Origin of the sequence: Trinickia dabaoshanensis, assembly GCF_002879885.1 — a bacterium.
Classification (GTDB): Bacteria; Pseudomonadota; Gammaproteobacteria; order Burkholderiales; family Burkholderiaceae; genus Trinickia; species Trinickia dabaoshanensis.
In genome coordinates, this window is the sequence record NZ_PNYA01000005.1 from 84717 (window position 1) to 110908 (window position 26192).

Below are 26192 nucleotides of genomic sequence, written 5' to 3' on the forward strand. Positions count from 1 at the left end.
TATCAAACCGCCCAGCACGAGCAACCGAAGGCGCCCCAGAAACTCTTCGGGTCCGAAGCCGGCACTGCACTGCCCCACGCCTGCGCATGCGCATGGCCGTGCAATCCACAAGCGCTCGCGCAACCGCAGGCGGCGGCCGCGGCGGCACGTTGCAACGGAGCGCCTTCGCTTCGCTGCGCGCCCCATCCGGCGTAGCCGCCGTATTGACGTACCGGCGACCAATCGGGCATCGCGGGGGGAATCGGTGTGTCGAATTGCGAGAACGGGCCGGCACCCCAGACGATCTTGCCGCCGACGACCGTCAGCAAGGCCGTCGTGGCTGCGATTTCATTCTCGGCGCACGCGAAGTAGTCGCGATCCGGGACGATCGCATCGGCGAGTTGGCCCACCGAGATGCGCCCTTTCCTGCCTTCCTCGTTCGAAAACCACGTAACGTATTCCGTCCACATGCGCAGCGCCGTCTCACGGTCGAGCAAATTGCGCCGCGGATAAAGCCGCAACCCGCCGACGGTCATACCCGTGACGAGCCACGCAAGCGAGACCCACGGGTTGTACGATGCGACGCGCGTGGCATCGGTGCCCGCGGACACCTTCAGCCCTTTTGCCAGCATCGTCGCGACAGGCGGTGTGGCTTGCGCGGCCTTTTCACCGTAACGTTCGACGAAGTATTCGCCCTGGTAAGCCATCCGGTGCTGAACCGCGATGCCGCCGCCAAGGGCGGCGATGCGATCCATCGAACGCTCGGAGACGGTCTCCGCGTGATCGAAAAACCAGTTGATGCCCGCGAGCGGGATGTCTTTGTCGACTTTTTCGAAAACGTCCAATGCGCGGCTGATCGTTTCGTCGTACGTTGCGTGCAGCCGCCAAGGCCAGCGGTTCTGCGCGAGCACGCGCACGACGCCTTCGAGTTCGTCCTCCATGCCTGGCGCGAGTTCGGGGCGCGCGACACGGAAATCCTCGAAATCGGCCGCGGAAAAGACCAGCATCTCGCCGGCGCCGTTGTGGCGGAAGTAATCGGTGCCGTCGTGGTATTTGACCGTGCGGGTCCAGTTGACGAAGTCTTCCTTCTCGTCGTTCGGCTTTTGCGTGAACAGGTTATAGGCGATACGAACGGTCATCTCGCCCGCGTCGTGCAACTTGCGAATGACTTCGTAGTCGTCGGGGTAGTTTTGCGAGCCGCCGCCGGCATCGATCGCGCCCGTGACCCCGAGGCGATTGAGTTCGCGCATGAAATGGCGTGTCGAATTGTATTGATATTCGAACGGCAGCTTGGGTCCCTTGGCCAGCGTGGCGTAAAGAATCGCCGCATTGGGGTTGGCGAGCAACAACCCCGTCGGATTGCCCGCGGCGTCACGTGCGATCACGCCTCCCGGGGGCTCGGGCGTATCCTTCGTGTAGCCCACGACACGCAACGCGGCCGCGTTCAGCAGCGCGCGATCGTACAGATGGAGGATAAAGACGGGGGTGTCCGGGGCGATCGCGTTGATCTCTTCGATCGTGGGCAGCCGTTTTTCCGCGAATTGATGCTCGGTAAAGCCGCCCACCACCCGCACCCATTGCGGCGCGGGGGTGATCGCGACTTGCTGCTTGAGCATTTCCATGGCCGCCGCGAGCGAAGGGACGCCGTCCCAGCGCAGCTCCATGTTGTAATTCAATCCGCCGCGAATCAAATGCAGGTGGTTGTCGATGAGCCCCGGCAACAGTGGACGGCCGCCGAGGTCGATCACCTTCGTTCGGCTCGTTGCGAGCGGCATCACCTGCGCATCGGCGCCGACAGCGATAAAACGCCCGTCGGCAATCGCTACCGCGCTCGCGGAAGGGTTCGACCGGTCTAGCGTCGTAATGCGTGCGTTGTGCAGAATTAGTTCGGGGTGGTTGCTGCTAGTGCTCATTTACATTGCCTCGCTTTGCGAACTACGACTAGATGCCCAACAGCGGCCGGAGGGTGGGAAATGCCTGCGCGCCGAGCGACATGCCCAGCAAACCGACCAGGGCAATCAGCGGCGGCGCCGGCGAGCGCACCTTGATCGCGCTATAGATCACGCCGATCAGGGCACCGGCGCCCAAGGACACAAGGTAAGATTCCATACGGTCAACTCTCTTACGGTTTCGAAAATTTCGTCACGCCCGTTGGTCCGTTCGCGCGTATTGCAACGGTCTTGCCAACTCATTGCTCAGTCCATTTGAATATCGGGCGAACCGGACCACCGAATAGGCGCCATGCCACTGCCACATGCAAAACGTTCCTGACTTAGAGGCCTGGGCGATCTTCATACGCGTCGCCGAAACGGGTTCTTTCGCCAAAGCCGCCGAGTTGCTCGGGATTTCGCAACCGACGGTGTCGAAAGCCCTTGCTCGCCTCGAGCGGCGGCTCGGCACCATGTTGCTTTACCGCACGACGCGTAGCCTTTCGCTCACGCCCACCGGCGAATCGCTGCGCGAACGCGCGCTTCAATTGCTCGCCGATGCGGAGGCGTTCGAATCCGAAGCCTCCGCCCTAGCGTTGGAGCCTGACGGCCTCGTGCGAATGAATGCGCCGATGTCCTTCGGCCTGCGCTATCTCGCCCCCTTGCTCCCCGCGTTTTTCGAGCGCTATCCCAATGTCGATATCGACCTCTCGCTGACCGACCAACTCGTGGACATCGTCTCCGGCGGCTATGACCTCGCGATACGCGTGGCGGATCTGACGGATTCGTCGCTGCGCGCGCGGCAGCTTTGCACGATCCGCCGCCCGCTCGTCGCATCGCCCGCTTATCTCGCCAAACATGGCCGCCCCACGCACCCGAGCGATCTGGGACGGCATAGGAGCTTCATCTACACCAACTCGCCCACGCCCGAGCACTGGCGCTTCCGCCATACGACGTCCGCACAGGAATACGCCGTGCCGGTACATGGACGCATTCGCGCCAATAACGCGGAGGTATTTCTCCCCGCGCTGCTCGCGGGCCAAGGTCTTGCGCTGCAACCGGAGTACCTCGTCTGGGACGCACTGCAACGCGGCGAGCTCGAGCACGTCATGTGCGATTGGAAAATTGCGGACATCAGCGTGAATCTGATCACGCCACCGGGCATGCTGCGCACCGCTCGCGTCACCGCCTTGATCGAATTCCTCGTCGAGCACCTGGCGCACGCGCCGTGGGCGCTCGTCGAGGCGTAGGCGCGCAACCGGCGGCGCCGCCCGCGCACGCTCGGCCCCCCGGCCCCGACGAGCGGGCGCCTGCCCGATCAACGCGCCGCGATGGCCGGAAGTGCTTCGTGCGGCGTCGCCGTGCGCTGCGAAGCCTTGTGGACCATCGTATAGGCGTAGTCGATCCCCATGCCGTACGCGCCGGAATGCTCCTTCGCGATCGCCATCACCGCGTCGTACGTCTCGCGGCGGGCCCAATCGCGTTGCCACTCGAGCATGACTTGTTGCCATGTGACGGGCACGACGCCTGCCTGCACCATGCGCTGCATCGCGAAATCATGAGCATCCTTCGAGGTACCGCCCGACGCGTCGGCCACCATATAGATCTCGTACTCGCCTTCGAGCATGGCGCACAGGGCAAAGGTCGTATTGCAGACCTCGGTCCAGAGCCCCGCCACGACAACCTTCTTGCGGCGGTTGGCGGCGAGCGCGTCGCGCACCTTTTGATCGTCCCAAGAATTCATCGAAGTACGCTCCAGAACCTTTTGGTTCGGGAACACATCGAGCAATTCCGGATAGGTGAAACCGGAGAAGCTTTCCGATTCGACCGTCGTGATCGTCGTGGGAATGCCGAATACCTTGGCCGCCTTGGCGAGCCCGACTACATTGTTCTTCAGCGCCTGCCGGTCGATCGATTGAACGCCGAACGCCATCTGAGGTTGCTGATCGATGATGATCAACTGGCTGTTCTGCGGAGTCAGTACTTCGAGCTTGACGTTGCTCATGTCGCGAGTGTCCTTCGATTCGGGAAATAGGCAGCCCGCCTACGCGGCGTGACCGGTTGCTGTGCGATTTGCGTCGCGGCGGCGAATTGATTGCTCACCAGCCGTAAGCATTTGACACGCAAATTCGCTCGATGAACAATGAAAAAAACGGAATTAATCTGATTCAGGATTTTCAGCCTTAATTAATCTGAATGCCCTTCTCCGTGATCGAAAAAGCCGATACGCTTGGCACTCGTATTAGCGTCGATTGCGCATGCCGATCTTTCGTCAACGAGAACCATCATGAAGCCGTACATTCTTTCCTTGCTGGCCGGCGTGCTTGCCGGCGTCGTGTACTACGCGATCGGCGTGCAAACGCCGGCGCCGCCGGCCGTCGCGCTGGTGGGCCTGTTGGGTATGCTGGCCGGCGAGCAGATCATTCCTCTCGCCGGACGGATGTGGGCGGGTTTGAAGCCCGGCGCCGCTTGGCGCGAGGCGAAATGCAGCAGACATATATTCGGCGCGCTGCCTAGTTCGGAAGCGCCCAATGCCTCGAGCGAGCGGCGTAGGGTTTGACCTCGCTCGCCCTATTCTTCCCAGGGCGAGCCCAATAGCTGCCCGCAGAAGTTCAAGCGGAGATAGTTGGGATCGACTCTGTCGAGCACGTCGGCCCCGACGGTTCCGAACGCGGTATCCGGCCGATGCGCCATGCCGCGGCCCATGGCAGCGATGAATTCGTCCGCAAACCGCGGTCCCCTCGGATATGCGGCCAACACGCCCAGGCGCTGCTTGTGCGTGTAGGTCTCTAGATGGGCGGCGGTTAAATCCGTCAGCGTGGCGGCGGCAAGCGCATTGGCCAGCGGCGAGGCACGCGATGCGATACCGGGCGTCATATGCAGTGCGATGGCGAGCCACGCTTCGTCTTGTTCGCGCAGGCCAACGCCATGTCGATCGAGATGAGCGCGGGCCGCGTCCGCGCCGTCCACTTCGTAGCGCGCCATCGAGCCCGCACACGCCTGGGTCAAGCCGAAGTTCGCATACATGGCGCACACGTAGAGCAGATCGGCGTCGCAGGCGTCCGCCATGCGTTGGGCGTTCAACATAGCGAAGACGAACACTCGGCACGCATGTCCGAGCAAGGCGATCGGCAGCGCGGCACGCGCGTGGGATGCGGCGGCCGTGGCCACCGGCGTGCGCGGAATGCGCACGCCTACCACTTCGTCCGCCGTCGAGAAGGACGATGTGCGCATGAATGTCTCCCTATTCGAGATCGGCGGGCGCGACATCTGTATTCGTTTTCGCACCCGCGTGCGAGGCCGGCGCTCAGGCCTTCAAGAACGAGAGCAGATCGGCATTGACCTGCTCGACATGGGTGCTGCACAGACCGTGCGGCGCACCGGCATAGACTTTCAGCGTCGCGTTCTTCACGATCTTCGCCGAGAGTTTGGCGGAATCGTCGATCGGCACGATTTGATCGTCGTCCCCGTGCAGGATTAGCGTGGGCACGGCGATCTTTTTCAGGTCGTCAGTGTAGTCCACCTCCGAGAACTGTTTGACGCATTCGTATTGGCCTTTGATCGAGCCGGCCATCCCTTGACGCCAAAAGTCTTGAATCAACCCTTGAGACACCTTCGCATTCGGTCGATTGAAGCCGAAGAACGGTACGGCGAGATCGAGATAGAACTGCGAGCGGTTTGCCGCCACGCCCGCGCGGATGGCGTCGAACACCGGCATCTCGAGTCCGTTCGGATTGGTGGCCGATTTCACCATTTGCGGCGGCACCGCGCCGATCAGGACGGCCTTGGCGACCCGCGCTTCGCCATGACGCCCGATGTAATGCGCCACCTCGCCCCCGCCGGTCGAATGGCCGACGAGCATCGCGCCCTTGACGTCGAGCGCATCGAGCACGGTGGCGAGGTCATCGGCATAGGTGTCCATGTCGTTGCCCTGCGACGGTTGGCCGGAACGGCCGTGGCCCCGACGATCGTGAGCGATGACGCGGTAACCCTGACTCGCGAGGAATAGCATTTGTGGGTCCCAGGCATCGGCGGACAACGGCCAGCCGTGCGAAAACACGACCGGCGTGCCGGCGCCCCAATCCTTGTAGTAGATCGGCGTGCCGTCCTTAGCCTGGGCAAAGCCGCCGCGCGCGGCCGAGAGGGGAAACGTGCTGCTGTGCTCTGTGCTCATACTTTCTCCGTCGATACGTCGCCGCGGATGGGCCGGGCGAGCGGCTTTCACTTGATCTTGACGATGTGCGCGCCGGCGTTGCGAAAGCCGCGAACCGGTCACGGCGCGTGCCACGACAACGGAACGCGCGCTCGCATGGTAGAGGCCGATCTACGCGGAAGTCCCATCGAAAACCTGAAGAGTTCTGAACGGAACGCAATCTTGGCCGAGCAATCAACTCCGATCGGCCGGAGAGGTCCGCGTCATGCCGGCGGCCCGCAGTAGTTCCTCGAACCGCCGGAGCTCGGGTAGCCGAGTCCGTGGCCCGAAACGATCGACGAAGGCGGCCAACGGTTCCAGGATCGCCAACGCCTGCGCCGCCTCTCCCGCTCGCACGAACGATGCGCTCAGATCCAGTGCCGCCCGCAACTCGAACAGCGGAGCGCTTTGTTCGCGCGCCAACGCCATCGCATCGTGCAGGTATCGGTGCGCGCTCTCCAGCGCGGGTGCACCTGTTTGCCGCGGCAGCACGCCGTGTCCGACGGCGCGTGCCAACTCCAGCAGTCCGCGTACTCGCAGCAACTCGGCGGCGAAATTGTGGTCGCCTTGGGCGGTGCCGCGACGCCGCGCTTGATCGAGTACGGTCTGCGCCTCGTCGATGCGCCCATGTTCGATCAGCGCTTGCGCGTAGGCGCCTATTAGTGGCGCCGTCAGCCGGCCGAATCCCTGCGATGCGAGCCGCGACAACGCGGCTTCGAGACGAAGCAGGCCGGCCTCGGCGCGCCCGCTCAGCAAGTCCAACTGGCCGGCAAGACATTCGCCGTAGTCCTGCCAACCGTCGAACCGATTGAGCGCCGTTTGCGACCGAAGCAGTGCAAGATGGCGCGACGCGGCCTCCAACTCGCCGCAAGCCAACTCGATCGGAACGGCGACGGCCGCCAATAGGTGGCATAAAGACGGCTCGAGCATATCCGCGCGCACATAGTTGATCGCACGTTCGACCAACCGCAAGGCAAGCGCCGCGTCCCCTTGCATCCACGCAATCCGCGCGAGCGTGCCGGTACCGAAGATGCGGGGGTCGACGGCGAGGCTTCTCTCTTCGGCATCGGGAATCCCGAACGCATCGAGCGCGGCGAGCGTGCGCTCGAGCCGCTCGCGTGCCTGTGCCTGTTCGCCGAAGCAGTGCAGCGATGCGGCGAGCGTCGCGCTTGCGCAAAGCTGCTGCCATGGCGTTTCACGTCGCTCGGCGTGTGCCTCGAGACGGGTCGCGTAGCGCAGCGCCGAATGAATATCGCCGCTCATCATCGCCGCATTCCAAAGTCCCCAGAGGGCGCGCGCCGCGAAGGTCTCGTCCGCCGACGATTCGGCGCGCGCGAGTACACGCCGCCACAGGGCGCTCGCTTTCTCGGCCGATCCGCCGGTCAATAGCAGCGATGCGGCGTAAGCGGCGCATAGGCGCATCTCGCAGAGCGCGTCGACCGCCGTGTCAGGTAACGTATCGAGCGTGGCGAGGGCCCGCTCGGCCCGCACGCGGCATTCATAGACGAGCGACGCGTCGAGCAGCGTGCCGACGAGCGAGCCGGCCAACGCAACGCCCAGCGCGGGATCGCCCTCGTCGGAAAACGCCCAATCCCATGCGCTGCGCGCATCGTCCAACGTTTGATGCGCGAGCGGCGGCGCGGGCGTGCGGCGCGGCGCAAGCGCCGAATGATCCTCGATATGGCGTTGCAGATAGCGCATGTGATTGCGCGCGACGCGTTTGACTTCGCCCTCGTTGCGCAACTTTTCCATCGCATAGGCGCGCGTGGACTCGGTCAGCCGATATAGCGCGATGGCGCCGCGAAATTGCACCGTCAGCAACGATTTCGCCGCTAATTCCTCCAGCGACGCAATCGTCGTGGCGACCGGGATATTCGGCTCGGCCGCCACCGCACAGACCGCCTCGAAGGTAAAGCTGCCCGCGAAGAACGCTAGGCAGCGGAACAACGTGCGCGAGTCGGCATCGAGAAGCGCATAGCTCCAATCGAACGTCGCGCGCAAGGTTTGATGCCGCGGCAGCGCGGATCGCATGCCGCCGCTGAGCAGATCGAGGCGATCGTCGAGGCGGGCCGCTACACCGTCCACGCCCAGCGCCGCCACCCGCGCCGCGGCAAGTTCGATCGCGAGCGGAAGTCCCTCCAGCCGGCGGCAAATGTCGGCGACGAGCCGAATGCTCGTCTCATCGCAGGCGCAACCGGGTGCGATGGCGCGTGCGCGTCGTAGAAACAATTCGACCGCACCGTGTTGCGGCAAGGTTTGCACCGCGGCGTCAGCCGGAGGTATCGAAAGCGGATCGACGCGGAAAACGGTTTCGGCCCGAATCGACAACGGCTCGCGGCTCGTCACGAGAATGCGCAGGTCGGCGGCATTCGCCATGAGCGTCTCCACGATCTCGGCCACGGCATCGATCACATGCTCCGCGTTATCGAGCACCAACAGGGTGCGCTCGGCACTCAAAGCCGCGGTAAGCGTACCCACGTCGCGCGTCGTCCGCGGCAAATCCGCCTGCAATGCAAGTGCAAGCGTGGCGAGAACGGCCTCGCTCGAATCCGCCAATGCCAATTCGACAAAATGGACGGCGCCGGCACGTTCCTCGCTCAACGCGTGGGCGACACGCACGGCTAGCGCCGTCTTGCCGATTCCGCCGGCGCCGACGAGCGTCACGACCGCCGCACGGCTCAGTTGGTCGACGATGCTCGCGAGTTCCCGCTCGCGACCGACCAGTGGCGTGTCGGCGGGCAGACGCCGCGCGGCGGCCGGCGCGTTTGCAACACGCGACGCACATGGCACGAGCATGTAGCCGCGCCCGTTGACGGTCTTGATGAGTTCGCGGTCCGCATCGAGGACCTTGCGCAACGCGGCGATATGGACCTGCAAGCGGTTTTCCTCGACGATCTGACCGGGCCAGACCGTTTCGATGATGTCGTCCTTCGACACGATCGAGCCTTTGGCGCGAAAGAGGACTTCCAAAATGTCGAAGGCGCGCGCGCTCACACGCAACGCCGTGCCGTTTCGTCGAATTTCCCGATGCTCGAAGTTCACGAGCAGGGTGCCGATCTCGACCATGGCCGTCTCCTGGGACTGTGGGCAGTGGGTTGCAGCCGCGCTACGAACGAGACTCGCCGCCAGCGAAGGATTGAGTTCGCCAAGTGTAAGCGGCGCGTAACCCGGTGTATTGGACGAAAATGCTCGCGGTGCGCAAACATGGGATATCGCGCGGACACTCGATGCCGATACGGCAAGCCGACCGCCTCTACATGCGGTGGTTGTGGCTTTCATCGATCGAAGGTATAACCGATTGAACGTTAATCTCACGGTCCTCAATTGCATGCAATCCGCCGATACCGCCAATCGATTGCCGGCGTGCCGCGACGATCTCGGTTGCGCGTTCAGCAAGCTACGCAAGAACGTGGAAATAGCCCACACGGAATTCACGTTCTATCGCAAGTGCATGGACGAGGAGCAACTCGATCGGGTGGAGATGCCGGGATGCGAGCGCGGATTTTTGATCGGCGTTTCGCTCAATGGCGGGCATCGACGAAGAATTTTTCGCGGGCCCCACGTCGAAGATCGGTACTTCGAGACGCACTCGATTTATGTTCGCGACTTCTCGGAAAGCTATCGAGCGGATCTGTACGGTCGCTTCGACTTTATCCTGGCCGAAATGCCGCGCGCATTTCTCGATCGCTTGGCCGATGAGCACGACCTTCCGCGCATCGCCGGTCTAACGGGCGAGTCGAATCGACGAGATCCCGTGCTTGGGCATTTGGCGGCAGCCTTGGCCGCGAACGCCGAGGGGCCCGGCAAGCTCGACGCGCTGTTCGTCGAACAGATGGGCCTGACGATCGGTATCCACCTCGCGCGGCAATACGGCAACGCGCCTCATCGCGAGGCCGGCATCAAAGGCGCGCTGACCGCGGCTCAGGAGGCTCGAGCGAAGGAGATGCTTCTGTCGCGGCCGCGCGAGGGTCTAACGCTTGCGGATGTCGCGCGCGAATGTAACGTGTCGCGTGCTCATTTCATCCGAGCGTTTGCCCGCACCACCGGCCGTACTCCTCATCAATGGCTGCTCGAACAGCGCGTGCATCGGGCGCGCGAGCTCATCGAGCGTAGTGCGCTCGCTTTGTCCAATATTGCCGTCATGTGCGGGTTCGCCGATCAAAGCCATATGAACCGGGTCTTTCAGAAAACGCTGGGGACGACGCCAGGCGCCTGGCGCCGCCCCGCGAGGCGCTAACGCTCGGCGTTCGAACAATAGGCCTCCAGCCGATATCCGTCCGGATCGATGACAAACGAGGCGTAATAATCGGGCCCGTAGTCCGCTCTCGGTCCCGGCGCGCCATTGTCTTTGCCACCCGTAGCCAATGCCTTGGCATGAAAAGCATCCACCGCGGAGCGTGTCGGCGCGGCAAAGCAAAAATGCAGGCCCGACCGCATGTCGGGGGCGACCGGGTGGTCGGAGGCGGAAATCCAAAGTTGAACGGACTGCGCACCATAGCCTAATGAACCCTCTCCCGCGTGTAGGCAGCGATAGCCTAGCGCTTCGAGGACACTGTCGTAAAACGCCTTCGTCTTTGCGATATCGCGCACGCCGATCGATACATGGTCGAGCATCTTTGTCTCCTGCTTCGTTGTTGAGCCGGCCATCATTGTCCGGTCGAAGCGGATAAAGAGACTTTGCAAAAATTGCGATCTTCGTGCGTGTTTTCTCTTCCAGTGGGGTTTGTTGGCTGTGCAATTCGATTCGTCAAAAATCGCGAGCGAAGCCTAAATCCGGGCGCGCGGCGCCAACCGTCGCAACAGCGGCGCGTGGTCCGGATATTGCGCCGCAAGCGCGTCCACATCCGCCAGTTCGAAATCGCGGAATTCGAAACCCGGCGCGACCGTACAACCCGCCAACGCGAAACCGGCAGCGGTTGCCTGATCGGGAAGCTGCGCGCATTGCGCCGCGAACCAGCACCCAGCCGGCACGATCACCTGGAAGGCGGCACCGTCGTCGGTGAGCGCATTGCCGAGCCGATGCGTGCGCAGACGTCCGTCGCGGTCGATCACATGCACATCGATGGGATCGCCTGCATAGAAATGCCAGATTTCGTCGGAGCGGATTCGATGCCATGCCGAATAAGCGCCATCGCAGAGCATGTAGTAAATGCATGTCGACGCCGCAAGCGACGCGTCGGCGTCGGCACCCGCGCCCTCAGATGCACCGGTCCCAGGCACTCGGGAAACGCGCTGCGCATCGCGATGCGTCTCGCGATAATGTCCGCCCTCGGGATGCGGCACCAACTGAAAGCGGTCGATCAAGCGTTGCTTATCGTGCTGATCGGCATTCATCGTTATCGCTCCTCTTAGCCAGGCAAAACGAGTCCGTCGTCAAGACGGATTCGCGGGCACCTGAGACATATCGACGAACATCACTTCCCAGATATGCCCATCGGGATCTTCGAAGCTGCGGCCGTACATGAAACCGAGATCCTGCTTCGCGTTGACATCCGCCTTGCCGCCGTTCGCCCCGGCGGTATCGGTCATACGATCCACGCTTTCACGGTCGTCCGCGCTGAGTGCCAGCATCACCTCGCTTTCGCGCCGCGAATCGACGATCGGTTTGCTCGTGAAATGCGCCCATTTGGCGTGTGTCATCAGCATGACGAAGATCGTATCGGAGAAGACCATACAGGAACTCGTCTCGTCGCTGAACTGTGGATTCTTGCCCGCCCCGATCGCGGTGTAGAACGCGGTAGCCTTGGCAACATCACTAACCGGCAAGTTGATGAATATCTGTCTTGGCATGGTCCTGTCTCCGGGTTGAATTCGTTGTGCTTCGATCTTTTGGCCGCGGCGCGAGGCTCGTTTCGCCCGCGCCCGGTATAGTACGCCGACTACCCGAAACCACTGATGAAAGTCCGCACATGGACGTGAAACCGATCGAGCGCGCCGCAAACCTGCAGCCTGCAGGCGAAGCGTTCGGCCCGAACGAATAACGATTAAGGATTCGGTGCGTACAACGTCGATTCCGCGAACTGTTCGGCGGCGAGTACATGCCCGACCAGGATCAACGCGGTGCGCTCGATATCGGTTTGCGCGACCTTCTCGACGATATCCGCGAGCGTACCCACCACCCGCTCTTCATCGGGCCAGCTCGCCCGGTAGACGACCGCGATCGGACAATCGTCGCGATAGTGCGGCCGCAACTCATCGACGATACGGGCCAGATGCCGGACGCCAAGATGGATCGCCATCGTTGCGCCGTGACGCGCCAGGTCGCCGAACTGTTCGCCGGCGGGCATCGAGGTTTTGGTCGCGTAACGCGTGAGGATGACCGTCTGCGAAACGCCCGGCAGCGTGAGTTCGCAACCCAGCGTTGCCGCGCAAGCGGCCGTTGCGGTCACGCCCGGTACGATCTCGTAAGGGATGCCCAGGCCTCGGATGCGGCGAATCTGCTCGCCGATCGCGCCGTACAACGACGGGTCGCCCGAATGGACGCGCGCCACGTCTTGCCCCTTCGCATGCGCGTGCGCAAGCAATGCAACGATCGCGTCGAGGTCGAGATCGGCGGTGTTCACCACCAACTCGGCCGAGTTGCCGGCCAATACCTCCGGCGGGACCAACGAGCCCGCGTAGAGAATCACCGGACACGCGCGAATCAAGCGCTGCCCTTTCACCGTGACGAGCTCGGGATCGCCCGGACCAGCACCAATAAAATAGACCGTCATGATTGACTCCGACATGTGGCGGCCCGGATCATACGAGTATCGTTTTCCACGCGCAATGCGTCGAGCGCGCCCAACAACGCGTCCGTCGTGTCAAAGGCACGATCGACATCGGGCAGGCTCGGCCGCCGCAGCATGATCACGGGCAAGCCGCGTTCGCGCGCGACGTCCAACTTCGCCTCCGTCGCGGCGCCCCCGCTGTTCTTGCTGACGACGACATCGAACCGGTTTTCGTCAAATAGCGCCCGCTCTCCCTCGATAGTGAACGGCCCGCGCGCGGCGATGATGCGCGCTCGATCGGTGCCCGGATGAGGGTCGAGACAGCGAATCGTCCAGCGTTGATGGGCGGGGATTTCATCCAAATGCGCGAGCGGCTCGCGCCCCAGCGTGAAAAGCGGGCGCGCGAAATCAGTCAACGCGGCACGCATCGCGTCCCAGTCGTCCGCGTCACGCCAATCGTCGCCGACACAGGGCTCCCAAGGCGGACGGCGCAACGCCCAGCAGCTGACCTTCGCGATGCGGCCGGCCGTTGCCGCATGCGCGCTCATTTGCGCCGCATACGGATGCGTCGCATCGACGATCAGCTCGATACCCTCGGCTTGCAGAAAGCGAACGAGACCCTCGCTGCCGCCAAAGCCGCCGACACGCACGCGACAGGGAAGATCATCGGGGACTTTGCCGAGCCCCGCGAGGCTATAGACGTCGCCAGGTGTCAGACGACGCGCAAGCTTGAGCGCATCGCCGGTTCCACCGAGCAAGAGAACGCGAGTCACTGTGCGACTCCCACGAATCGCCCTTGCCGATCGATGGCGAATACCTCGACCTCCACCTCTGGCGGGACGATGCCCCGCGCCACTTCGCGGGCATGCCGGCACACCAGATCGCCCAGGGCAATACCTTGCTTCGTTGCTAGCGCGAGCGCTTCCTGGCTCGTATTGGCCGCTTTGATTTCGGCTTGCAGACTCTCACCGGCCCCAGCCTCGGCGGCCCACTGAGCCAGCAACGGCAAATCGATACTCGAGTGAGCGCTATGTAAATCGAGGTGCCCCGCCGCGAGCTTGCTGAATTTGCCGAATCCGCCGCATAGACTGAGCTTGGCCACGGGCGCGCGGCGCATATGCTTGAGGACCGCGCCGACGAAGTCGCCCATTTCGATCAACGCGATGTCCGGCAGTGCGTAATGCGCACGCATCGCGTCCTCGCTCGCGTTGCCGGTACACGCCACGACATGGCTGTAGCCGTTCGCGCGCGCGACGTCGATGCCTTGGTGGATCGATGCGATGTAAGCCGAGCAAGAAAACGGCCGGACGATGCCGGTGGTACCGAGAATCGACAAACCGCCGACGATGCCCAATCTCGGGTTCATCGTTTTGAGCGCCAACGCTTCGCCGTTTTCGACGCCGATCGTCACGTCGAATCCCCCCGAGTAGCCTTGTTCGTTGGCGAGCGCGGTCAAGTGATCGTGCATCATCCGGCGCGGCACGGGATTGATCGCGGGCTCGCCGACGGGCAACGTGAGGCCGGCTCGCGTCACCGTTCCCACCCCTCGCCCGGCATAGAAACGCACTCCGGGCGCGGCACTGAGTTCCACGCGCGCAAAGACGAGCGCGCCGTGCGTCACATCCGGATCGTCGCCTGCATCTTTGATCGTGCCGGCCTGAGCGCCGGCCGCGCCGTCGGTCCCGTTGACGAACCGGCAGAAGACGAGCGGCATCGGCACATGCTGCCCTTTCGGCAGGACGATTTCCGCGACATCGCTCGATTCACCCGTCAGCAACAAGCGGGCGGCCGCCAACGACGTGGCCGTCGCGCAACTGCCCGTCGTATAACCGCTGCGTAGCGGGCGCGCCTGCTCGGGTGTCTCGTCGCGCATGGTCATCTCTGATCGATCGAGGCGGCCTCATCGAGACTAGCCGCTTTCGTCACGTCGAGCAGCGTGATCGGCAATGCCCCACGCCACGTATCGAACCCTCCGAGGGGCTGTGCTTCGCTCATGGCGATTCGTGTCAGCGTGCCTCCGTGACGGCTACGCCATTCGACCAAGGCAGCCTCGCCTTGCAGCGTCACGGCGTTCGCCACGAGGCGCCCGCCTTCGCGCAAGCTCGACCAGCATGCTTGAAGGACACCAGGAACAGTGACCCCACCGCCGATGAAAATCGCATCGGGCGCGGGCAATCCAGCCAGGGCCTCGGGCGCACGTCCTTCGACCAAGCGCAAACCGGGCACGCCCAGCACGTCCCGATTATGTGTGATGAATGCCTGCCTGCGCGCGTCCGATTCGATCGCGATGGCCCGGCATGTGGGATGCGAGCGCATCCACTCGATCCCGATCGAGCCGCATCCCGCGCCGACGTCCCAAAGCAATGCGCCGGGCGCCGGCGCAAGGCGGGCCAGCGTCATGGCGCGTACGTCGCGCTTGGTCAATTGACCATCGTTCATGAACACCGTGTCCGGCAACCCGATTGTCAAAGGTAACGAAGCACCGCTTCCGGCACGGCACGTCAAGGCGACGATATTCAAATCCGCGATGGTGTCGTCATGCCACGTTTCGGCCTGCGCATCGATGCGGCGTTCGAGCGGTCCGCCCAAGTGCTCGAACACGCTCATCGCCGTCGCGCCGAATCCGCGTTCGTTCAATAGCTTGGCGATCTCGGAGGGTGACACTCCGTCGCGGCTCATCACGAGCACGCGCGCACCGTCGCGCAACTGCGCATTCAGCGACGCCAGCGGCCGCCCCACGAGTGAGAGCACCGCTACGTCTTGCAGCGGCCAACCCATTCGCGCGGCTGCGAGCGATAACGACGATGGCCCTGAAATGACGCGCATTTCGGCGGGCGGTATGACGCGTGCGAGCGTCGAGCCGACGCCGAACAGCATGGGATCGCCGCTGGCGAGGACGCATACGGGGGTGCCCCGATAGGCCTCGAGACGGGCGACGTCGAACGGCTTTGGCCAGGGCTCCCGACGCGCGCGAATCCGGCCGGGAAGCATGGCGAGATGACGCTCGCCTCCCACGACGACGGAGGCGTCCAGCAGCGCCCGACGCGCGGTGCGCCCCAATCCGAAAAAGCCGTCTTCACCGATGCCGACGACCGTCAGCCAAGCCTTCATTGCCCCTCGCCTCCGTCAACCCGCCCATGGCCGGCCGGCGGTATTCGTGCCATTGCAAACAGGGCATAATACCCGCTTTGCTGGCGCTAATCGTTCGCGCAAGCCACGACGGCGCGCTCTGTACGGCAAGCGTTCTCCTGCTTGCCGGAGCAACGTGGCCGGCGTGCAACGCCAACTTCGTTGAACCTTGGGCTACCCTCCGTCTCCTTCGCTTCGGCCTTCTGCTTGTCCCGCGCTTTCGCGGATCGTCGCGGCTCGCGATGGCGGGCTGTGCCGCATCAAGCTGCCCGGCGGCAAATTGGTCGCGGCGCAAGCGCTCGCGATCGCCGATGCGGCCGAGCGCCATGCCTCGGGTATCGTCGAACTGACGAACCGTGCCAATCTGCAATTGCGCGGCGTCAAGCCCGGAGCCGAACAGGCGCTGAGCCAACTATTGGCACGAGCGGGGCTCGGTCCTCGCGTCGGCGCCGACCCATCGCTCGATCCAGCCGAGGCGGCGCATCGAGCGGCCGTCGCGGACGATGCGCGCAACTTATTGCTGAGCCCGGTCGCGGGACTCGATATCGACAGCCTCTGCGATACCGCCGCGCTCGCCGAACCACTACTCGCCGTCCTGCAAAACGAGCCGCGATTGGCTGAGCTGTCGCCGAAATTCTCGGTGCTGCTCGATGGCGGCGAACGGCTTGCGGCACTTGATCATCCGCACGATATCTGGTTCGCGGCGATGCCCCGCGCAGCGGGCGCGGGCGACGAACTTCGCTTCGCCGTCGGGCTCGCAGGACAACCGTCGCCGATCGCGGGCAACGCGTTGGCAGCGGTTCGGCAATGCGACGCCGCGGCTTTACTCCAAGCGTTGTTGCTCACGTTTCTAGACCTTGCCGCGCCCGACGAAAATCGGATGCGCGACTTGCTGCGTTCGCATGATGCGCATGCCGTGCTTGCGCAAGCCGCTGCAAACGCCGGCATCGAACTCCAGCGGGACGACACCGTTGCCGCGTGGCGCCGAGGCGCGACGCACAGTCATCGACGATTCGGCGCTCATGCGCAGCGCGATGCGGGTCGTTGGCACGTCGGCGGACAGCCGCCGCTCGGGCGCATCGACACCGCCACGCTCGCGGGTTTGGCCCGCCTGGCGCTCGCCCATGCCGACGCCACGCTGCGCTTTACGCCGTGGCAAAGCGTCGTTCTCGCCAACGTCTCCGAACAAGCCGTGCCGCAAGTCGAGCGCGAATTGGCGGCCCTCGGCCTCGTCGTGGACTCGCGCGATCCGTTCGCTCGATTGATCGCCTGCGCCGGTTCGGCAGGATGCGCGAAGGGCCTGTCCGATACGAAGGGCGATGCATCGCAGATAGCGGGACATCTGCCTGACGATATCGAAGTCCATCTGAGCGGATGCATCCGCTCGTGCGCCGCCGCGCATTGCGCGCCCTACACTCTACTGGCCGTGGCGCCGGCTCGCTATGATCTCTACCGCCGTGCATCCGCGCTCGTCCAAGGCGAAGCGCATCGCTTCGGCGAACGCATCGGCACCGATTTGACTATCGAAGTCGCTGCGCGGCAACTGCGCGCAGCGTCCCGCGCCCCTATTCCAATGATCGATTACATTCGCGACGGACAAGCCATCTACGACCAATCGTTCGCGACGATACGCGCCGAGGCCGACCTGTCCGCCATCCCCACCGACCTCGAAAAGCTGGCCGTGCGCGTGATTCATGCGTGCGGAATGGTCGATATCGCACAGGCGATTCGGTTCTCGCAAGGCGCAGGCACCGCGGGCCGCAAGGCATTGGCGGGCGGCGCTCCGATTCTTTGCGATTCGCGCATGGTCGCCGATGGAATTACGCGAGCCCGACTGCCCGCTTCGAACGAAGTGCTGTGCATGCTCGGCGATCCCGCGTTGCCCGAACTCGCGCGCAAGATCGGCAACACGCGCTCCGCCGCCGCGCTCGAGCTATGGCGGCCCTGGCTGGAGGGAAGCGTGGTCGCGATCGGCAATGCCCCGACCGCTCTCTTCTACTTGCTCGAAATGTTGGACGCCGGCGCGCCCCGGCCCGCCCTGATCCTCGGCTTTCCCGTCGGCTTCGTGGGCGCCGCCGAGTCGAAGGCCATGCTGGCCGCGGACAGCCGCGGGGTGCCGTACGTCATCGTCGAAGGCCGGCGCGGGGGGAGCGCCATGGCAGCGGCGGCGGTCAACGCACTCGCATCGGAACTCGAATGACGAACCATCGTGGGCATCTATACGGCATCGGCGTCGGTCCCGGTGATCCCGAATTGCTGACGCTCAAAGCACTGCGCTTGCTGAAAGCCTCGCCCGTGGTGGCCTATTTCGCCGCCAAAGGTAAAAAAGGCAACGCGTTCAGCATCATCGAAACGCACCTCGCGCAAGAGCAAACCCGGTTGCCGCTCATCTATCCGGTCACGACCGAGCCGCTGGAGCCGCCGCTCTCGTACGAATCGGTCATCGCCGATTTCTACGATACGGCGGCCGCGATGATCGGCGAGCAGTTGAATGCGGGACGCGACGTGGCGGTGGTATGCGAAGGCGACCCGCTGTTCTACGGCTCGTACATGTATCTGCATGACCGGCTTGCACCCGAATTCCCGGTCGAAGTCATCCCGGGTGTGTGCTCGATGCTCGGGGGGGCCGCCGTGCTGGGCACGCCCCTCGTTTATCGCAACCAGAGCTTGTCGATTCTGTCCGGCGTCATGACCGAGGACGAACTCAGGCGCAAGCTGGCGGACACCGACGCGGCCGTCATCATGAAGCTGGGCCGCAACTTCGATAAGGTGCGGCGCGTGCTGCACGAACTCGGGCTCGCGGACCGGGCGCTCTATATCGAGCGCGCCACGATGCCCAATCAGCGCGTGGTGCCGTTGGCGGAGGTCGATCCGATGGCGTCGCCGTATTTTTCGCTACTGATCGTGCCGGGGCCGAAATGGCAGGGGTAAGCGCGCCGCCCGCCATCGTCGTGCTCGGGCGCAGCGCGCTGCCGACAGCCCGAAGGATTCAAGCTGCCTGCCCCGGTTCGCTCGTTCATGGGTTGCAAACGCGCGTCGATGCGCAAGCCGATTGCAGCTTCACCGAGCTTACCGAGCACCTCCAGGCGCTGTATGCCCGCGGCACCCCGATCGTCGCCCTCTGTGCCGCGGGCATCGTCATTCGGTGCATCGCACCGATGCTGCGCAACAAGGGCGTCGAGCCACCGGTTCTTGCCGTGGCCGAGGATGGCAGCGCGGTCGTTCCGTTGCTCGGCGGCCTGGGCGGGGTCAACGTTCTGGCTCGCGATATTGCGGGCGCCTTGGGTGTGGCTCCGGCCATTACCACGAGCGGCGAACTGCGGTTCGGCACATGCCTGCTCAATCCGCCCGAGGGTTATGTCCTTGCCGATATCGAGCAAGGCAAACACTTCGTCTCCGATCTGCTCGCGGGAGAGCCCGCACGTATCGAGGGCGAGGCGCCATGGCTCGACGAGGCGCGCATTGCCCGAAGCGACGGGGCGCGGCTCACGATTCGTGTGACACCGGCCGAGTCCGCCGTGCGGCGAGACGAACTCGTCATTCATCCGCGCAGCATCGTGGCGGCCGTTTCGGGCGAATGCGCGGTGACCGCGGAAATCGTGCGCACAGCGCTTGCGGAACAAGGCCTCGCGTTGAACTCGCTCGCCGTGTTGCTTGCTCCGGCGTGCCGCGGTGCGGATCCGTCGATCGAACAGGCGGCGCGCAGCCTAGGCGTTGCGCTGCGCTTTGCCAACGGAGATGCAAGTGGCGATGCGAGCGAACCCGCGCGATTGCTGGCGCAAGCACTTCCCGTCGGTCACGAAGTGCGAGATGCGCAGCGGCACGGCATCGCGCTGGGCGTAGCGGCAACGCCGCTCGATCCCGATCAAGTGGGCCGCGCGCGGGGACGGCTGACCGTCGTTGGACTCGGGCCGGGGTGCGCCGGCTTGATGGCGCCCGATGCGCGCGCGGCGCTGGACGAAGCGAGCGATATCCTCGGGTATGAGACCTACGTCAAAATGGCGGGTCCCTTTAGGCCCACCCAGCGGCTGCATTGCACCGACAACCGAGAGGAGTTGCAGCGCGCCCGTCACGCATTCGAACTAGCGTGCGAAGGCAAGCAAGTGGTGGTGGTTTCATCGGGCGATCCCGGTGTTTTCGCGATGGCGTCGGCGGTTTTCGAGGCGCTCGACACCCACGCCGATCCTCGCTGGCAAGCGGTGGATCTGCGTATCGTTCCGGGTATCTCGGCGGCCATGGCGACGGCGGCGAAGGCCGGCGCGCCGCTCGGCCACGACTTCTGCATCCTGTCGTTGTCCGACAACCTCAAGCCGTGGGCGATCATCGAAAAACGGCTCGAGCACGCGGCAATCGCCGATCTGGTCATGGCGTTTTACAACCCGATATCGCGCGCGCGTCCGTGGCAACTCGACCGTGCGTTGGAGATCGTGCGCGCGCACCGCGAGCCCGGTACGCACGTGGTTCTTGGGCGCGACATCGGCCGGCCAGGCGAGACGTTGACGACGACGACGCTCGGTGCGCTCCAATCGACACAGGTCGATATGCGGACGATGGTCATCATCGGTTCGTCCACCACGCGAACGATTGCGGGCGGTCCGCATGGGCTATGGGTATATACGCCGCGCTGGTACGAAGCCTAAGCACACGCGGCGCTAGGCCACGCTACGAGAGAATCGCCATGTCTTTAGCGAGCAGGTAATCCGCATCCCATTCGCGCGCGAGTTGCACCCAACGCCCCAGTGCGATGCTCCCCTGCTCGCAATCGACGATGACGGTCCGGTCGACCGCGCCGGGTCTGGCAGGACGGTCGCGGCTGCGGCCGTCGCCGAATACCCAGAGCACGCGTTCAACGCCCGGCTGTTGCCGCTTCGCGCGATCGAGTAGCTTTGCCGCGGCGGCTACACCGAGCGAAAACGATGTCCCCCCGCCGCCGCCGATCGGCTGCACCCAACGCTCGTTCCACCAGCGTGGAATCGCGGGCCCGAACCGTAAATCGGCGCGGCCCCCGCCGAAGCAAATCAGCGCCACCTGCGCACGGTCCTTCGCCGCCAGATCGAAGCACGCGAGCACCAAACCTTTCGCCATCGCAAGGCGCTCGCCCGTCAACATCGACGCCGAGCAATCGAGCAAGAAGCAATGCAGCGCAGTGCTTCTGGGCTCGTGCCGGAAATACCTCAAATGGCGCCGCTCCAATGGCCCCTGCCCTTTCTGCGCCAGCGAAGCCGCCCACGCAATGCGGCGCCCGGGGTTCGACGCCGCGTCACGCCCCACGAATCGGTCCGCGCCGGACGGCCATCGAAATCCGCTGAACGATTCAGCGAAGGCGCCTTTCCGATGGCTCAGCGTTTTTTTGCCGAAAGCGCCGAAAGTGGGATCACGCTCTTGACGGTTGAAAGCCCCACCGGCTCGGGCGGCAAATAACCCCAATCCGCTTCGGTGTCTTCGTGATTTGCCGTGCCGTTCGCTTGCAAGGACTCGGCCGCCGACTGGCGTTCATCCTTGGGCGATTGCTCGCTTCGCGCATGACTCTCGTTGGCCGCATCGTTGCCCGGCGCATCCGCGCCGTCACGCCTGCGATGCCGCAGCACGAATGGCGCGACCCGCTCGACGTGCGCGTGCGTCACCCATTCCGACGATTCCAATGCGGCCAGCGCCCGCGCCGACCGCATCATGACGAGATCGGCACGCATGCCGTCGACGGCCGCCTCGATGCACAAGCGGCTAATCGTTGGATGCACATCGTCGGCAAACGGCAAGCCGGGCAACATCGCCCTCGCCTCGCGAATCCGCTGCGCCAACCGTTGCTGCTCCTGCGCGTAGGATGCCCGTAACGCGTGCGGGTCCATATCGAAGGCCATGCGCACTTTGACGATACGCTGCCTGATCTCGGCGTCGAAACAGTTCTCGAGTTGCACCATGAGCCCGAATCGATCGAGCAACTGCGGGCGCAATTCGCCTTCCTCGGGATTCATCGTGCCGATCAGCACGAATCGGGCTGCGTGGCTATGGGAAATGCCGTCGCGCTCGACGACGTTGATGCCGCTGGCCGCCGCATCGAGCACCACGTCCACCAAGGCGTCGGCCAGTAGATTGACTTCGTCCACGTAAAGCACGCCGTTGTTCGCGCGCGCAAGCAGCCCCGGCGAGAACGCGACTTCCCCACCTCGCAGGGCCTCGTCGAGATCGAGCGTGCCCACCACGCGATCTTCGCTCGCGCCCAGCGGCAACGTGACGAAGTGACCGTCGGGCAGCAGTTCGGCAAGCGAGCGCGCCGCGGTCGATTTAGCCGTGCCGCGCGGGCCGCTCACGAGCACGCCGCCGATCGACGGGTCCACCGCGACGAGCAACAACGCATCGCGCATCGCGTCCTGCCCTACGAGCGCGCTCAATGGAAAAGGCGGCGGCAGCGCGCCGGTAACGGGGGCATTCGATCGGTTCACGATGACCTCTTCTCGATTTGCTGCTCGGTATCCAGCAGATGTTCTTCGATCTGCGCCCGATAAGCGCCAGGCTCGCGCCACAAACCGCGTCCGATCGCTTCCAGCAAGCGCTCGCAGATCGAATGAAGCGCCTGCGGATTATGGCGTTGCATGAAGCCGCGCGTATCGGCATCGTTCAGATACGCATCGGTCACGAGCGCATATTGGTGATCCGTAATCACGCGCGCGGTCGCATCGTAGCCGTACAGGTAGTCCACCGTGGCGGCGATCTCGGCCGCTCCCTTGTACCCGTGCCGCTTCACGCCGTCGAGCCATTTCGGATTGACTACGCGCGAGCGAATGACGCGCGCGATCTCCTCGCTCAGCGGCCGCACGCGCGGTGCGGCAGGATTGCTGTGATCCGCGTGATAGAGCTGGGGCTGCCACCCGGAGAAATGCCGGACGGCGGCCGCCATTCCCCCTTGGAATTGGTAGTAATCGTTCGAATCGAGCAGATCGTGCTCGCGGTTGTCCTGATTCTGCAGCACGACGTCGATGCTCGCGAGCCGCGTCGCGAACGCACCATGCGCCTCGTCGCCCGCGCTCGTCGATGCATAGGCGTATCCGCCGAATGCTCGGTAGGCACCGGCCAAGTCTTCATCGGTGTCCCACGCTCTCGAGTCGATCATCTCTTGCAGTCCGGCGCCATAGGCCCCGGGCTTCGAACTGAACACACGCCAACCCGCGCGCTTGCGGGCCTCGTTCGCATCGAGCCCGCGTGCGATCCAGGCATCGCGTTCGCGCAACACCCGCGCTCGGATCGGATTGACGTCGGCGCTCTCGTCGTCGAGTTCGGCGACAGCTTGAACGGCCGCATCGAATAGATGCATCACATTCGGGAACGCGTCGCGGAAAAAACCCGACACGCGCAACGTGACGTCGATGCGCGGCCGCTCGAGCACACCCACCGGCAAGATCTCGAAATCGGTCACGCGATGACTACCCGCGGCCCATTTCGGGCGCACCCCGAGCAAGGCCATCGCCTGCGCGATGTCGTCCCCGCCCGTGCGCATCGTCGCCGTTCCCCAAATCGAAAGGCCGATCGCGCGGGGATAATCGCCATGTTCTTGCAGATGACGTTCGAGCAACTGGCGAGCCGACTTCAGCCCCAACGCCCAGGCCGCCTGCGTCGGGATCGCCCGCGTATCGACGGAATAGAAGTTGCGCCCCGTCGGCAATACGTCCGGCCGCCCGCGCGAGGGCGAACCGCTCGGCCCGGGCGGCACGAAGCGGCCTTCGAGCCCGCGCTTCAAATGCCGTAGCTCTTCGCTTCCGCATGCGGCCAGCCGCGGCAAGACGTCTTCGCGGATACGTTCGAGCACTTGGCAGGTGAACGGGAGCGCCTGCATCGGCGTGTCCGGCGAGGCATCGCGTTTGGCTTCGGGACCGTTGCACTGCGCGTCGAGCAGTTGCTGCGCCAATAGCTCCAACCGCTCGCGCGTGTCGCCGTTGTGGCGCCACGGCGCCTCGCTCACTCGCTCGAGCAGCGCCGGCCGAGTCCCCGTCCAAGCGGTCGACCACTCCGCCGTCAACGGATCGAATAGATGGTCGATGCCCAGATCCTTGGCGATCGCATCGATCAGTCCGGCGTTCTTGCCGCGCCCGTCGCGCACCGGAAAACGCGCGAGGGCGAGCAACGTGTCACGCTGTTCGCGCCCCTCGGGCGAGCGCCCAAACACATGCAGGCCATCGCGGATCTGAGCCTCTTTCAGCTCGCACAGCCACGCATCGACGCGCGTGAGCAAGGCGTCCTCCTCGTCCTGGCCCGCCGGTTTCGCCATACTGAGTTCGTCGTGGAGCCGGTGCTTCACGATCGTCTCCAGGATCGTGCCGCGCAAGAGCTTCGCGCGCCGTGCATCGACCATCAACGCTTCGTAGTACTCGTCCACCTGCCGCTCGAGATCCTGCAGCGGTCCGTAGGACTCGGCGCGCGTGAGCGGCGGCATCAAATGATCGATGATGACCGCATGGGCGCGCCGTTTCGCTTGGCTGCCTTCGCCGGGATCGTTGACGATGAACGGGTAAAGATGCGGAATCGGGCCGAGCGTCAGGTCGGGCCAGCAGCTTTCGCTGAGCGCCACGCTTTTGCCGGGCAGCCATTCGAGACTGCCGTGCTTGCCGACATGCACGAGCGCATCGATCAGGAACACCTCGCGCAGCCAAAAATAAAACGCGAGGTAAGCATGCGGCGGCACGAGGTCGGCATCGTGATAGCTTGCGTAATCGCCCGCCACGCGGGAGCGCGACGGCTGAATACCGACGAAAATGCGTCCGCATCGCCATCCGGAAATCATGAAGCGTCCGTGGCGAACGGTAGGATCGCTTTCCGGCGGGCCCCATCGCTCGTTCAGCGCGTCCCTTACTTGCTCGGGCAGCGCAGCAAACGCCGCGCGATAGTCATCGAGCGAAAAGCTCTGCAAGGCCGGGCGTAAATCGCGCACCGCGGGATCGTTCGTCACGCCCTGCGTGAGTTGCGCCATCAGCGCCTCGCCGTCGCTCGGCAAGCTCTCGACGCGATAGCCGTCGTCGCGCAACGATCTCAAGATTTCCACCACCGATGCGGGCGTGTCGAGCCCCACGCCGTTGCCGATACGCCCCTCGCTCGCGGGATAATTCGCCAGCACCAACGCCAGGCGCTTTTCTTCGTTGGGCAAGGCGCGCAGCCGGCACCAACGGCGCGCGAGCTCCGCGACGAACGCCACACGCTCGGCGTCCGCCTGGTAGCGCACCACGTCCACTTCGGTATGGGGGCAACGATACGCGAGCCCTTTGAAGCTGATTGCCCGCGTAATGATGCGGCCGTCCACCTCGGGTAGCGCGATATGCATGGCGATATCGCGCGAGTTGAGCCCTTGGTTGTCCTTGACCCAATCGTCTCGATTGCCGCCGCTCAGAATGACCTGAAACACCGGCGCATCGATGCCGAACACCGGCCATTGCCCATCCTCGGGCGTCGATGCGGCGAACGCCGTCGTATTGAGTACGAGTCTCACCTCGTGCTCGGCGCACAGCTCGGTCACCAGCGCATGGCTGACCGCATCCTTGAGCGAGGTAATCGCGATGGGAAGCGGATTGAGGCCACGCGCTTCGAGCGCATCGATCAGCGCATCGAACACCGCGGTATTCGACGCTTGCAGGTGCGCTCGGTAAAAGAGAATGGCAACGACAGGAGCACCCGCTCGCCACCGTGCCTGCCAGTCGGAGACGGTCGGCCGATCGTGTCCCGGATGGTAAAGGGTGGCGTTCGGCACGCACATCGGTGGCGCCGGCTCCTCGCCCCAGCCCAATGCATGCCATGCGATCGCACGCAAGAACGCTTCGGCATTGGCCGGCCCGCCTTCGCGCAAATAGCGCCACAGGCGCGTACAGAACGCGGGGCTTTCCGTGCTCTGCGCGATCAGATTCGGATCTTCCTGCAAATCGCCCGAGAACATGACGAGCGTTTGCTTGTTATGCCTCGCCAATTGCACGACGCGTTCGATCCCGTAGGGCCAATATGCCTCGCCGCCGAGATGGTCGATGACGACGACGCGCGCATGCCTCAGGACGTCGTCGACATAAAAATCGACCGATGCCGGCTGACGCAGATAGGTGACGTTGGTCAGCCGCAGGCTTGGGAAGCCTTCGCCCAGCCGTTCGACCACGCCCGCCAGCAGCGACAGCGTCGTATCGGCGGAACTGAGCACGACGATGTCGCCGGGGCGTTGATCGATACGAACGACGCCCGCCGTGTCATCGACGAAGCCACCCGGGACCGTCCGTAGCAAATGCATTC

22 protein-coding genes and 1 pseudogene are annotated in these 26192 nt (G+C 64.2%); 7 read left to right on the forward strand and 16 right to left on the reverse strand.

Annotation, left to right across the window (positions count from 1 at the left end; all coding sequences use genetic code 11):
* Positions 1–2 precede the first annotated feature (2 nt).
* Positions 3–1892: an amidohydrolase gene (locus C0Z18_RS06965; RefSeq protein WP_102644666.1), complete on the reverse strand. Its 1890-nt coding sequence runs from the start codon at positions 1890–1892 to the stop codon at positions 3–5.
* A gap of 28 nt (positions 1893–1920) precedes the next feature.
* Entirely contained in the window at positions 1921–2088 is a 168-nt protein-coding gene (locus C0Z18_RS06970; protein ID WP_102644667.1) for a DUF1427 family protein, read from the reverse strand.
* A gap of 145 nt (positions 2089–2233) precedes the next feature.
* Here C0Z18_RS06970 and C0Z18_RS06975 point away from each other — a divergent pair, with 145 nt between their 5' ends.
* Positions 2234–3157, forward strand: a complete 924-nt coding sequence (locus tag C0Z18_RS06975; protein ID WP_102644668.1) for a LysR family transcriptional regulator — start codon at positions 2234–2236, stop codon at positions 3155–3157.
* 68 nt (positions 3158–3225) lie between these two features.
* Here the strand turns inward: C0Z18_RS06975 and C0Z18_RS06980 are convergent, their stop codons facing one another.
* Entirely contained in the window at positions 3226–3912 is a 687-nt protein-coding gene (locus C0Z18_RS06980; protein WP_102644669.1) for a hydrolase, read from the reverse strand.
* A gap of 282 nt (positions 3913–4194) precedes the next feature.
* Here C0Z18_RS06980 and C0Z18_RS06985 point away from each other — a divergent pair, with 282 nt between their 5' ends.
* A complete protein-coding gene (locus tag C0Z18_RS06985) occupies positions 4195–4467 on the forward strand; it encodes a XapX domain-containing protein (protein ID WP_102644812.1) in 273 nt (90 codons plus the stop codon).
* An 11-nt stretch (positions 4468–4478) separates the two neighbouring features.
* On the opposite strand, the gene C0Z18_RS06990 is transcribed toward C0Z18_RS06985, so the two are convergent.
* The 3 genes from C0Z18_RS06990 to C0Z18_RS07000 form a co-directional block, all read right to left on the reverse strand.
* Positions 4479–5141 carry a phosphohydrolase gene (locus tag C0Z18_RS06990; protein WP_102644813.1) on the reverse strand — a complete coding sequence of 221 codons (663 nt, stop codon included), beginning with the start codon at positions 5139–5141 and terminating at the stop codon, positions 4479–4481.
* A 73-nt stretch (positions 5142–5214) separates the two neighbouring features.
* Positions 5215–6081: an alpha/beta fold hydrolase gene (locus C0Z18_RS06995; protein ID WP_233217216.1), complete on the reverse strand. Its 867-nt coding sequence runs from the start codon at positions 6079–6081 to the stop codon at positions 5215–5217.
* A gap of 213 nt (positions 6082–6294) precedes the next feature.
* Positions 6295–9165: a winged helix-turn-helix domain-containing protein gene (locus C0Z18_RS07000; protein WP_102644670.1), complete on the reverse strand. Its 2871-nt coding sequence runs from the start codon at positions 9163–9165 to the stop codon at positions 6295–6297.
* Between the two features lie 262 nt (positions 9166–9427).
* Here C0Z18_RS07000 and C0Z18_RS07005 point away from each other — a divergent pair, with 262 nt between their 5' ends.
* Positions 9428–10336, forward strand: coding sequence for an AraC family transcriptional regulator (locus C0Z18_RS07005; RefSeq protein WP_102644815.1), 909 nt, complete (start codon positions 9428–9430; stop codon positions 10334–10336).
* On the opposite strand, the gene C0Z18_RS07010 is transcribed toward C0Z18_RS07005, so the two are convergent.
* The 7 genes from C0Z18_RS07010 to cbiE form a co-directional block, all read right to left on the reverse strand.
* A complete protein-coding gene (locus C0Z18_RS07010; protein WP_102644816.1) occupies positions 10333–10713 on the reverse strand; it encodes a VOC family protein in 381 nt (126 codons plus the stop codon). The two genes, C0Z18_RS07005 and C0Z18_RS07010, sit on opposite strands and share 4 nt — an antisense overlap.
* Positions 10714–10866: 153 nt before the next feature.
* Positions 10867–11433 carry a cupin domain-containing protein gene (locus C0Z18_RS07015; protein ID WP_102644671.1) on the reverse strand — a complete coding sequence of 189 codons (567 nt, stop codon included), beginning with the start codon at positions 11431–11433 and terminating at the stop codon, positions 10867–10869.
* Positions 11434–11472: 39 nt separating this feature from the next.
* Entirely contained in the window at positions 11473–11889 is a 417-nt protein-coding gene (locus C0Z18_RS07020) for a VOC family protein (protein WP_102644672.1), read from the reverse strand.
* Between the two features lie 194 nt (positions 11890–12083).
* Positions 12084–12812, reverse strand: coding sequence for a precorrin-4 C(11)-methyltransferase (gene cobM / locus C0Z18_RS07025; protein WP_102644673.1), 729 nt, complete (start codon positions 12810–12812; stop codon positions 12084–12086).
* Entirely contained in the window at positions 12809–13582 is a 774-nt protein-coding gene (locus C0Z18_RS07030) for a cobalt-precorrin-6A reductase (protein WP_102644674.1), read from the reverse strand. The genes cobM and C0Z18_RS07030 overlap by 4 nt, the downstream gene beginning before the upstream one ends.
* Positions 13579–14682: a cobalt-precorrin-5B (C(1))-methyltransferase gene (locus C0Z18_RS07035; RefSeq protein WP_102644675.1), complete on the reverse strand. Its 1104-nt coding sequence runs from the start codon at positions 14680–14682 to the stop codon at positions 13579–13581. Before C0Z18_RS07035 ends, C0Z18_RS07030 begins: the two co-directional genes overlap by 4 nt.
* Positions 14683–14684: 2 nt before the next feature.
* Complete coding sequence (gene cbiE / locus C0Z18_RS07040) at positions 14685–15920, reverse strand: precorrin-6y C5,15-methyltransferase (decarboxylating) subunit CbiE (protein WP_102644676.1); 1236 nt, start codon at positions 15918–15920, stop codon at positions 14685–14687.
* Between the two features lie 187 nt (positions 15921–16107).
* Here cbiE and cobG point away from each other — a divergent pair.
* The 4 genes and pseudogenes from cobG to cobJ form a co-directional block, all read left to right on the forward strand.
* Positions 16108–17523: pseudogene (gene cobG / locus C0Z18_RS33440) on the forward strand (precorrin-3B synthase); the annotation flags it as partial.
* Positions 17512–18138, forward strand: a complete 627-nt coding sequence (locus C0Z18_RS33445) for a precorrin-8X methylmutase (RefSeq protein ID WP_233217229.1) — start codon at positions 17512–17514, stop codon at positions 18136–18138. The pseudogene cobG and the gene C0Z18_RS33445, both read left to right, overlap by 12 nt.
* Positions 18135–18869 (forward strand): precorrin-2 C(20)-methyltransferase, encoded by a 735-nt coding sequence (locus tag C0Z18_RS07050; protein WP_102644678.1) that lies wholly within the window; start codon positions 18135–18137, stop codon positions 18867–18869. The genes C0Z18_RS33445 and C0Z18_RS07050 overlap by 4 nt, the downstream gene beginning before the upstream one ends.
* Positions 18857–20578, forward strand: a complete 1722-nt coding sequence (gene cobJ / locus C0Z18_RS07055) for a precorrin-3B C(17)-methyltransferase (protein WP_102644679.1) — start codon at positions 18857–18859, stop codon at positions 20576–20578. Before C0Z18_RS07050 ends, cobJ begins: the two co-directional genes overlap by 13 nt.
* 22 nt (positions 20579–20600) lie before the next feature.
* Here the strand turns inward: cobJ and C0Z18_RS07060 are convergent, their stop codons facing one another.
* From C0Z18_RS07060 to cobN, 3 genes are all read right to left on the reverse strand, one after another.
* Entirely contained in the window at positions 20601–21209 is a 609-nt protein-coding gene (locus tag C0Z18_RS07060) for a vWA domain-containing protein (protein WP_102644680.1), read from the reverse strand.
* Between the two features lie 68 nt (positions 21210–21277).
* Entirely contained in the window at positions 21278–22378 is a 1101-nt protein-coding gene (locus tag C0Z18_RS07065; RefSeq protein ID WP_233217218.1) for an ATP-binding protein, read from the reverse strand.
* Complete coding sequence (gene cobN, locus C0Z18_RS07070) at positions 22375–26190, reverse strand: cobaltochelatase subunit CobN (protein ID WP_102644681.1); 3816 nt, start codon at positions 26188–26190, stop codon at positions 22375–22377. Before cobN ends, C0Z18_RS07065 begins: the two co-directional genes overlap by 4 nt.
* Positions 26191–26192: the final 2 nt, after the last annotated feature.

Bases quoted from the DNA above. Each gene is read 5' to 3' on its own strand.
- C0Z18_RS07050 (WP_102644678.1), top strand. From the start codon at position 18,135: ATGACGAACCATCGTGGGCATCTATACGGCATCGGCGTCGGTCCCGGT.
- C0Z18_RS06990 (WP_102644813.1), bottom strand. From the start codon at position 5,141: ATGCGCACATCGTCCTTCTCGACGGCGGACGAAGTGGTAGGCGTGCGC.
- cobJ (WP_102644679.1), top strand. From the start codon at position 18,857: ATGGCAGGGGTAAGCGCGCCGCCCGCCATCGTCGTGCTCGGGCGCAGC.
- C0Z18_RS06965 (WP_102644666.1), bottom strand. From the start codon at position 1,892: ATGAGCACTAGCAGCAACCACCCCGAACTAATTCTGCACAACGCACGC.
- C0Z18_RS06970 (WP_102644667.1), bottom strand. From the start codon at position 2,088: ATGGAATCTTACCTTGTGTCCTTGGGCGCCGGTGCCCTGATCGGCGTG.
- C0Z18_RS06980 (WP_102644669.1), bottom strand. From the start codon at position 3,912: ATGAGCAACGTCAAGCTCGAAGTACTGACTCCGCAGAACAGCCAGTTG.
- C0Z18_RS06975 (WP_102644668.1), top strand. From the start codon at position 2,234: ATGCAAAACGTTCCTGACTTAGAGGCCTGGGCGATCTTCATACGCGTC.
- C0Z18_RS06985 (WP_102644812.1), top strand. From the start codon at position 4,195: ATGAAGCCGTACATTCTTTCCTTGCTGGCCGGCGTGCTTGCCGGCGTC.
- C0Z18_RS07035 (WP_102644675.1), bottom strand. From the start codon at position 14,682: ATGCGCGACGAGACACCCGAGCAGGCGCGCCCGCTACGCAGCGGTTAT.
- C0Z18_RS07015 (WP_102644671.1), bottom strand. From the start codon at position 11,433: ATGAATGCCGATCAGCACGATAAGCAACGCTTGATCGACCGCTTTCAG.
- C0Z18_RS07000 (WP_102644670.1), bottom strand. From the start codon at position 9,165: ATGGTCGAGATCGGCACCCTGCTCGTGAACTTCGAGCATCGGGAAATT.
- cbiE (WP_102644676.1), bottom strand. From the start codon at position 15,920: ATGAAGGCTTGGCTGACGGTCGTCGGCATCGGTGAAGACGGCTTTTTC.
- C0Z18_RS07010 (WP_102644816.1), bottom strand. From the start codon at position 10,713: ATGCTCGACCATGTATCGATCGGCGTGCGCGATATCGCAAAGACGAAG.
- cobN (WP_102644681.1), bottom strand. From the start codon at position 26,190: ATGCATTTGCTACGGACGGTCCCGGGTGGCTTCGTCGATGACACGGCG.
- cobM (WP_102644673.1), bottom strand. From the start codon at position 12,812: ATGACGGTCTATTTTATTGGTGCTGGTCCGGGCGATCCCGAGCTCGTC.
- C0Z18_RS06995 (WP_233217216.1), bottom strand. From the start codon at position 6,081: ATGAGCACAGAGCACAGCAGCACGTTTCCCCTCTCGGCCGCGCGCGGC.
- C0Z18_RS33445 (WP_233217229.1), top strand. From the start codon at position 17,512: ATGATCGATTACATTCGCGACGGACAAGCCATCTACGACCAATCGTTC.
- C0Z18_RS07020 (WP_102644672.1), bottom strand. From the start codon at position 11,889: ATGCCAAGACAGATATTCATCAACTTGCCGGTTAGTGATGTTGCCAAG.
- C0Z18_RS07005 (WP_102644815.1), top strand. From the start codon at position 9,428: ATGCAATCCGCCGATACCGCCAATCGATTGCCGGCGTGCCGCGACGAT.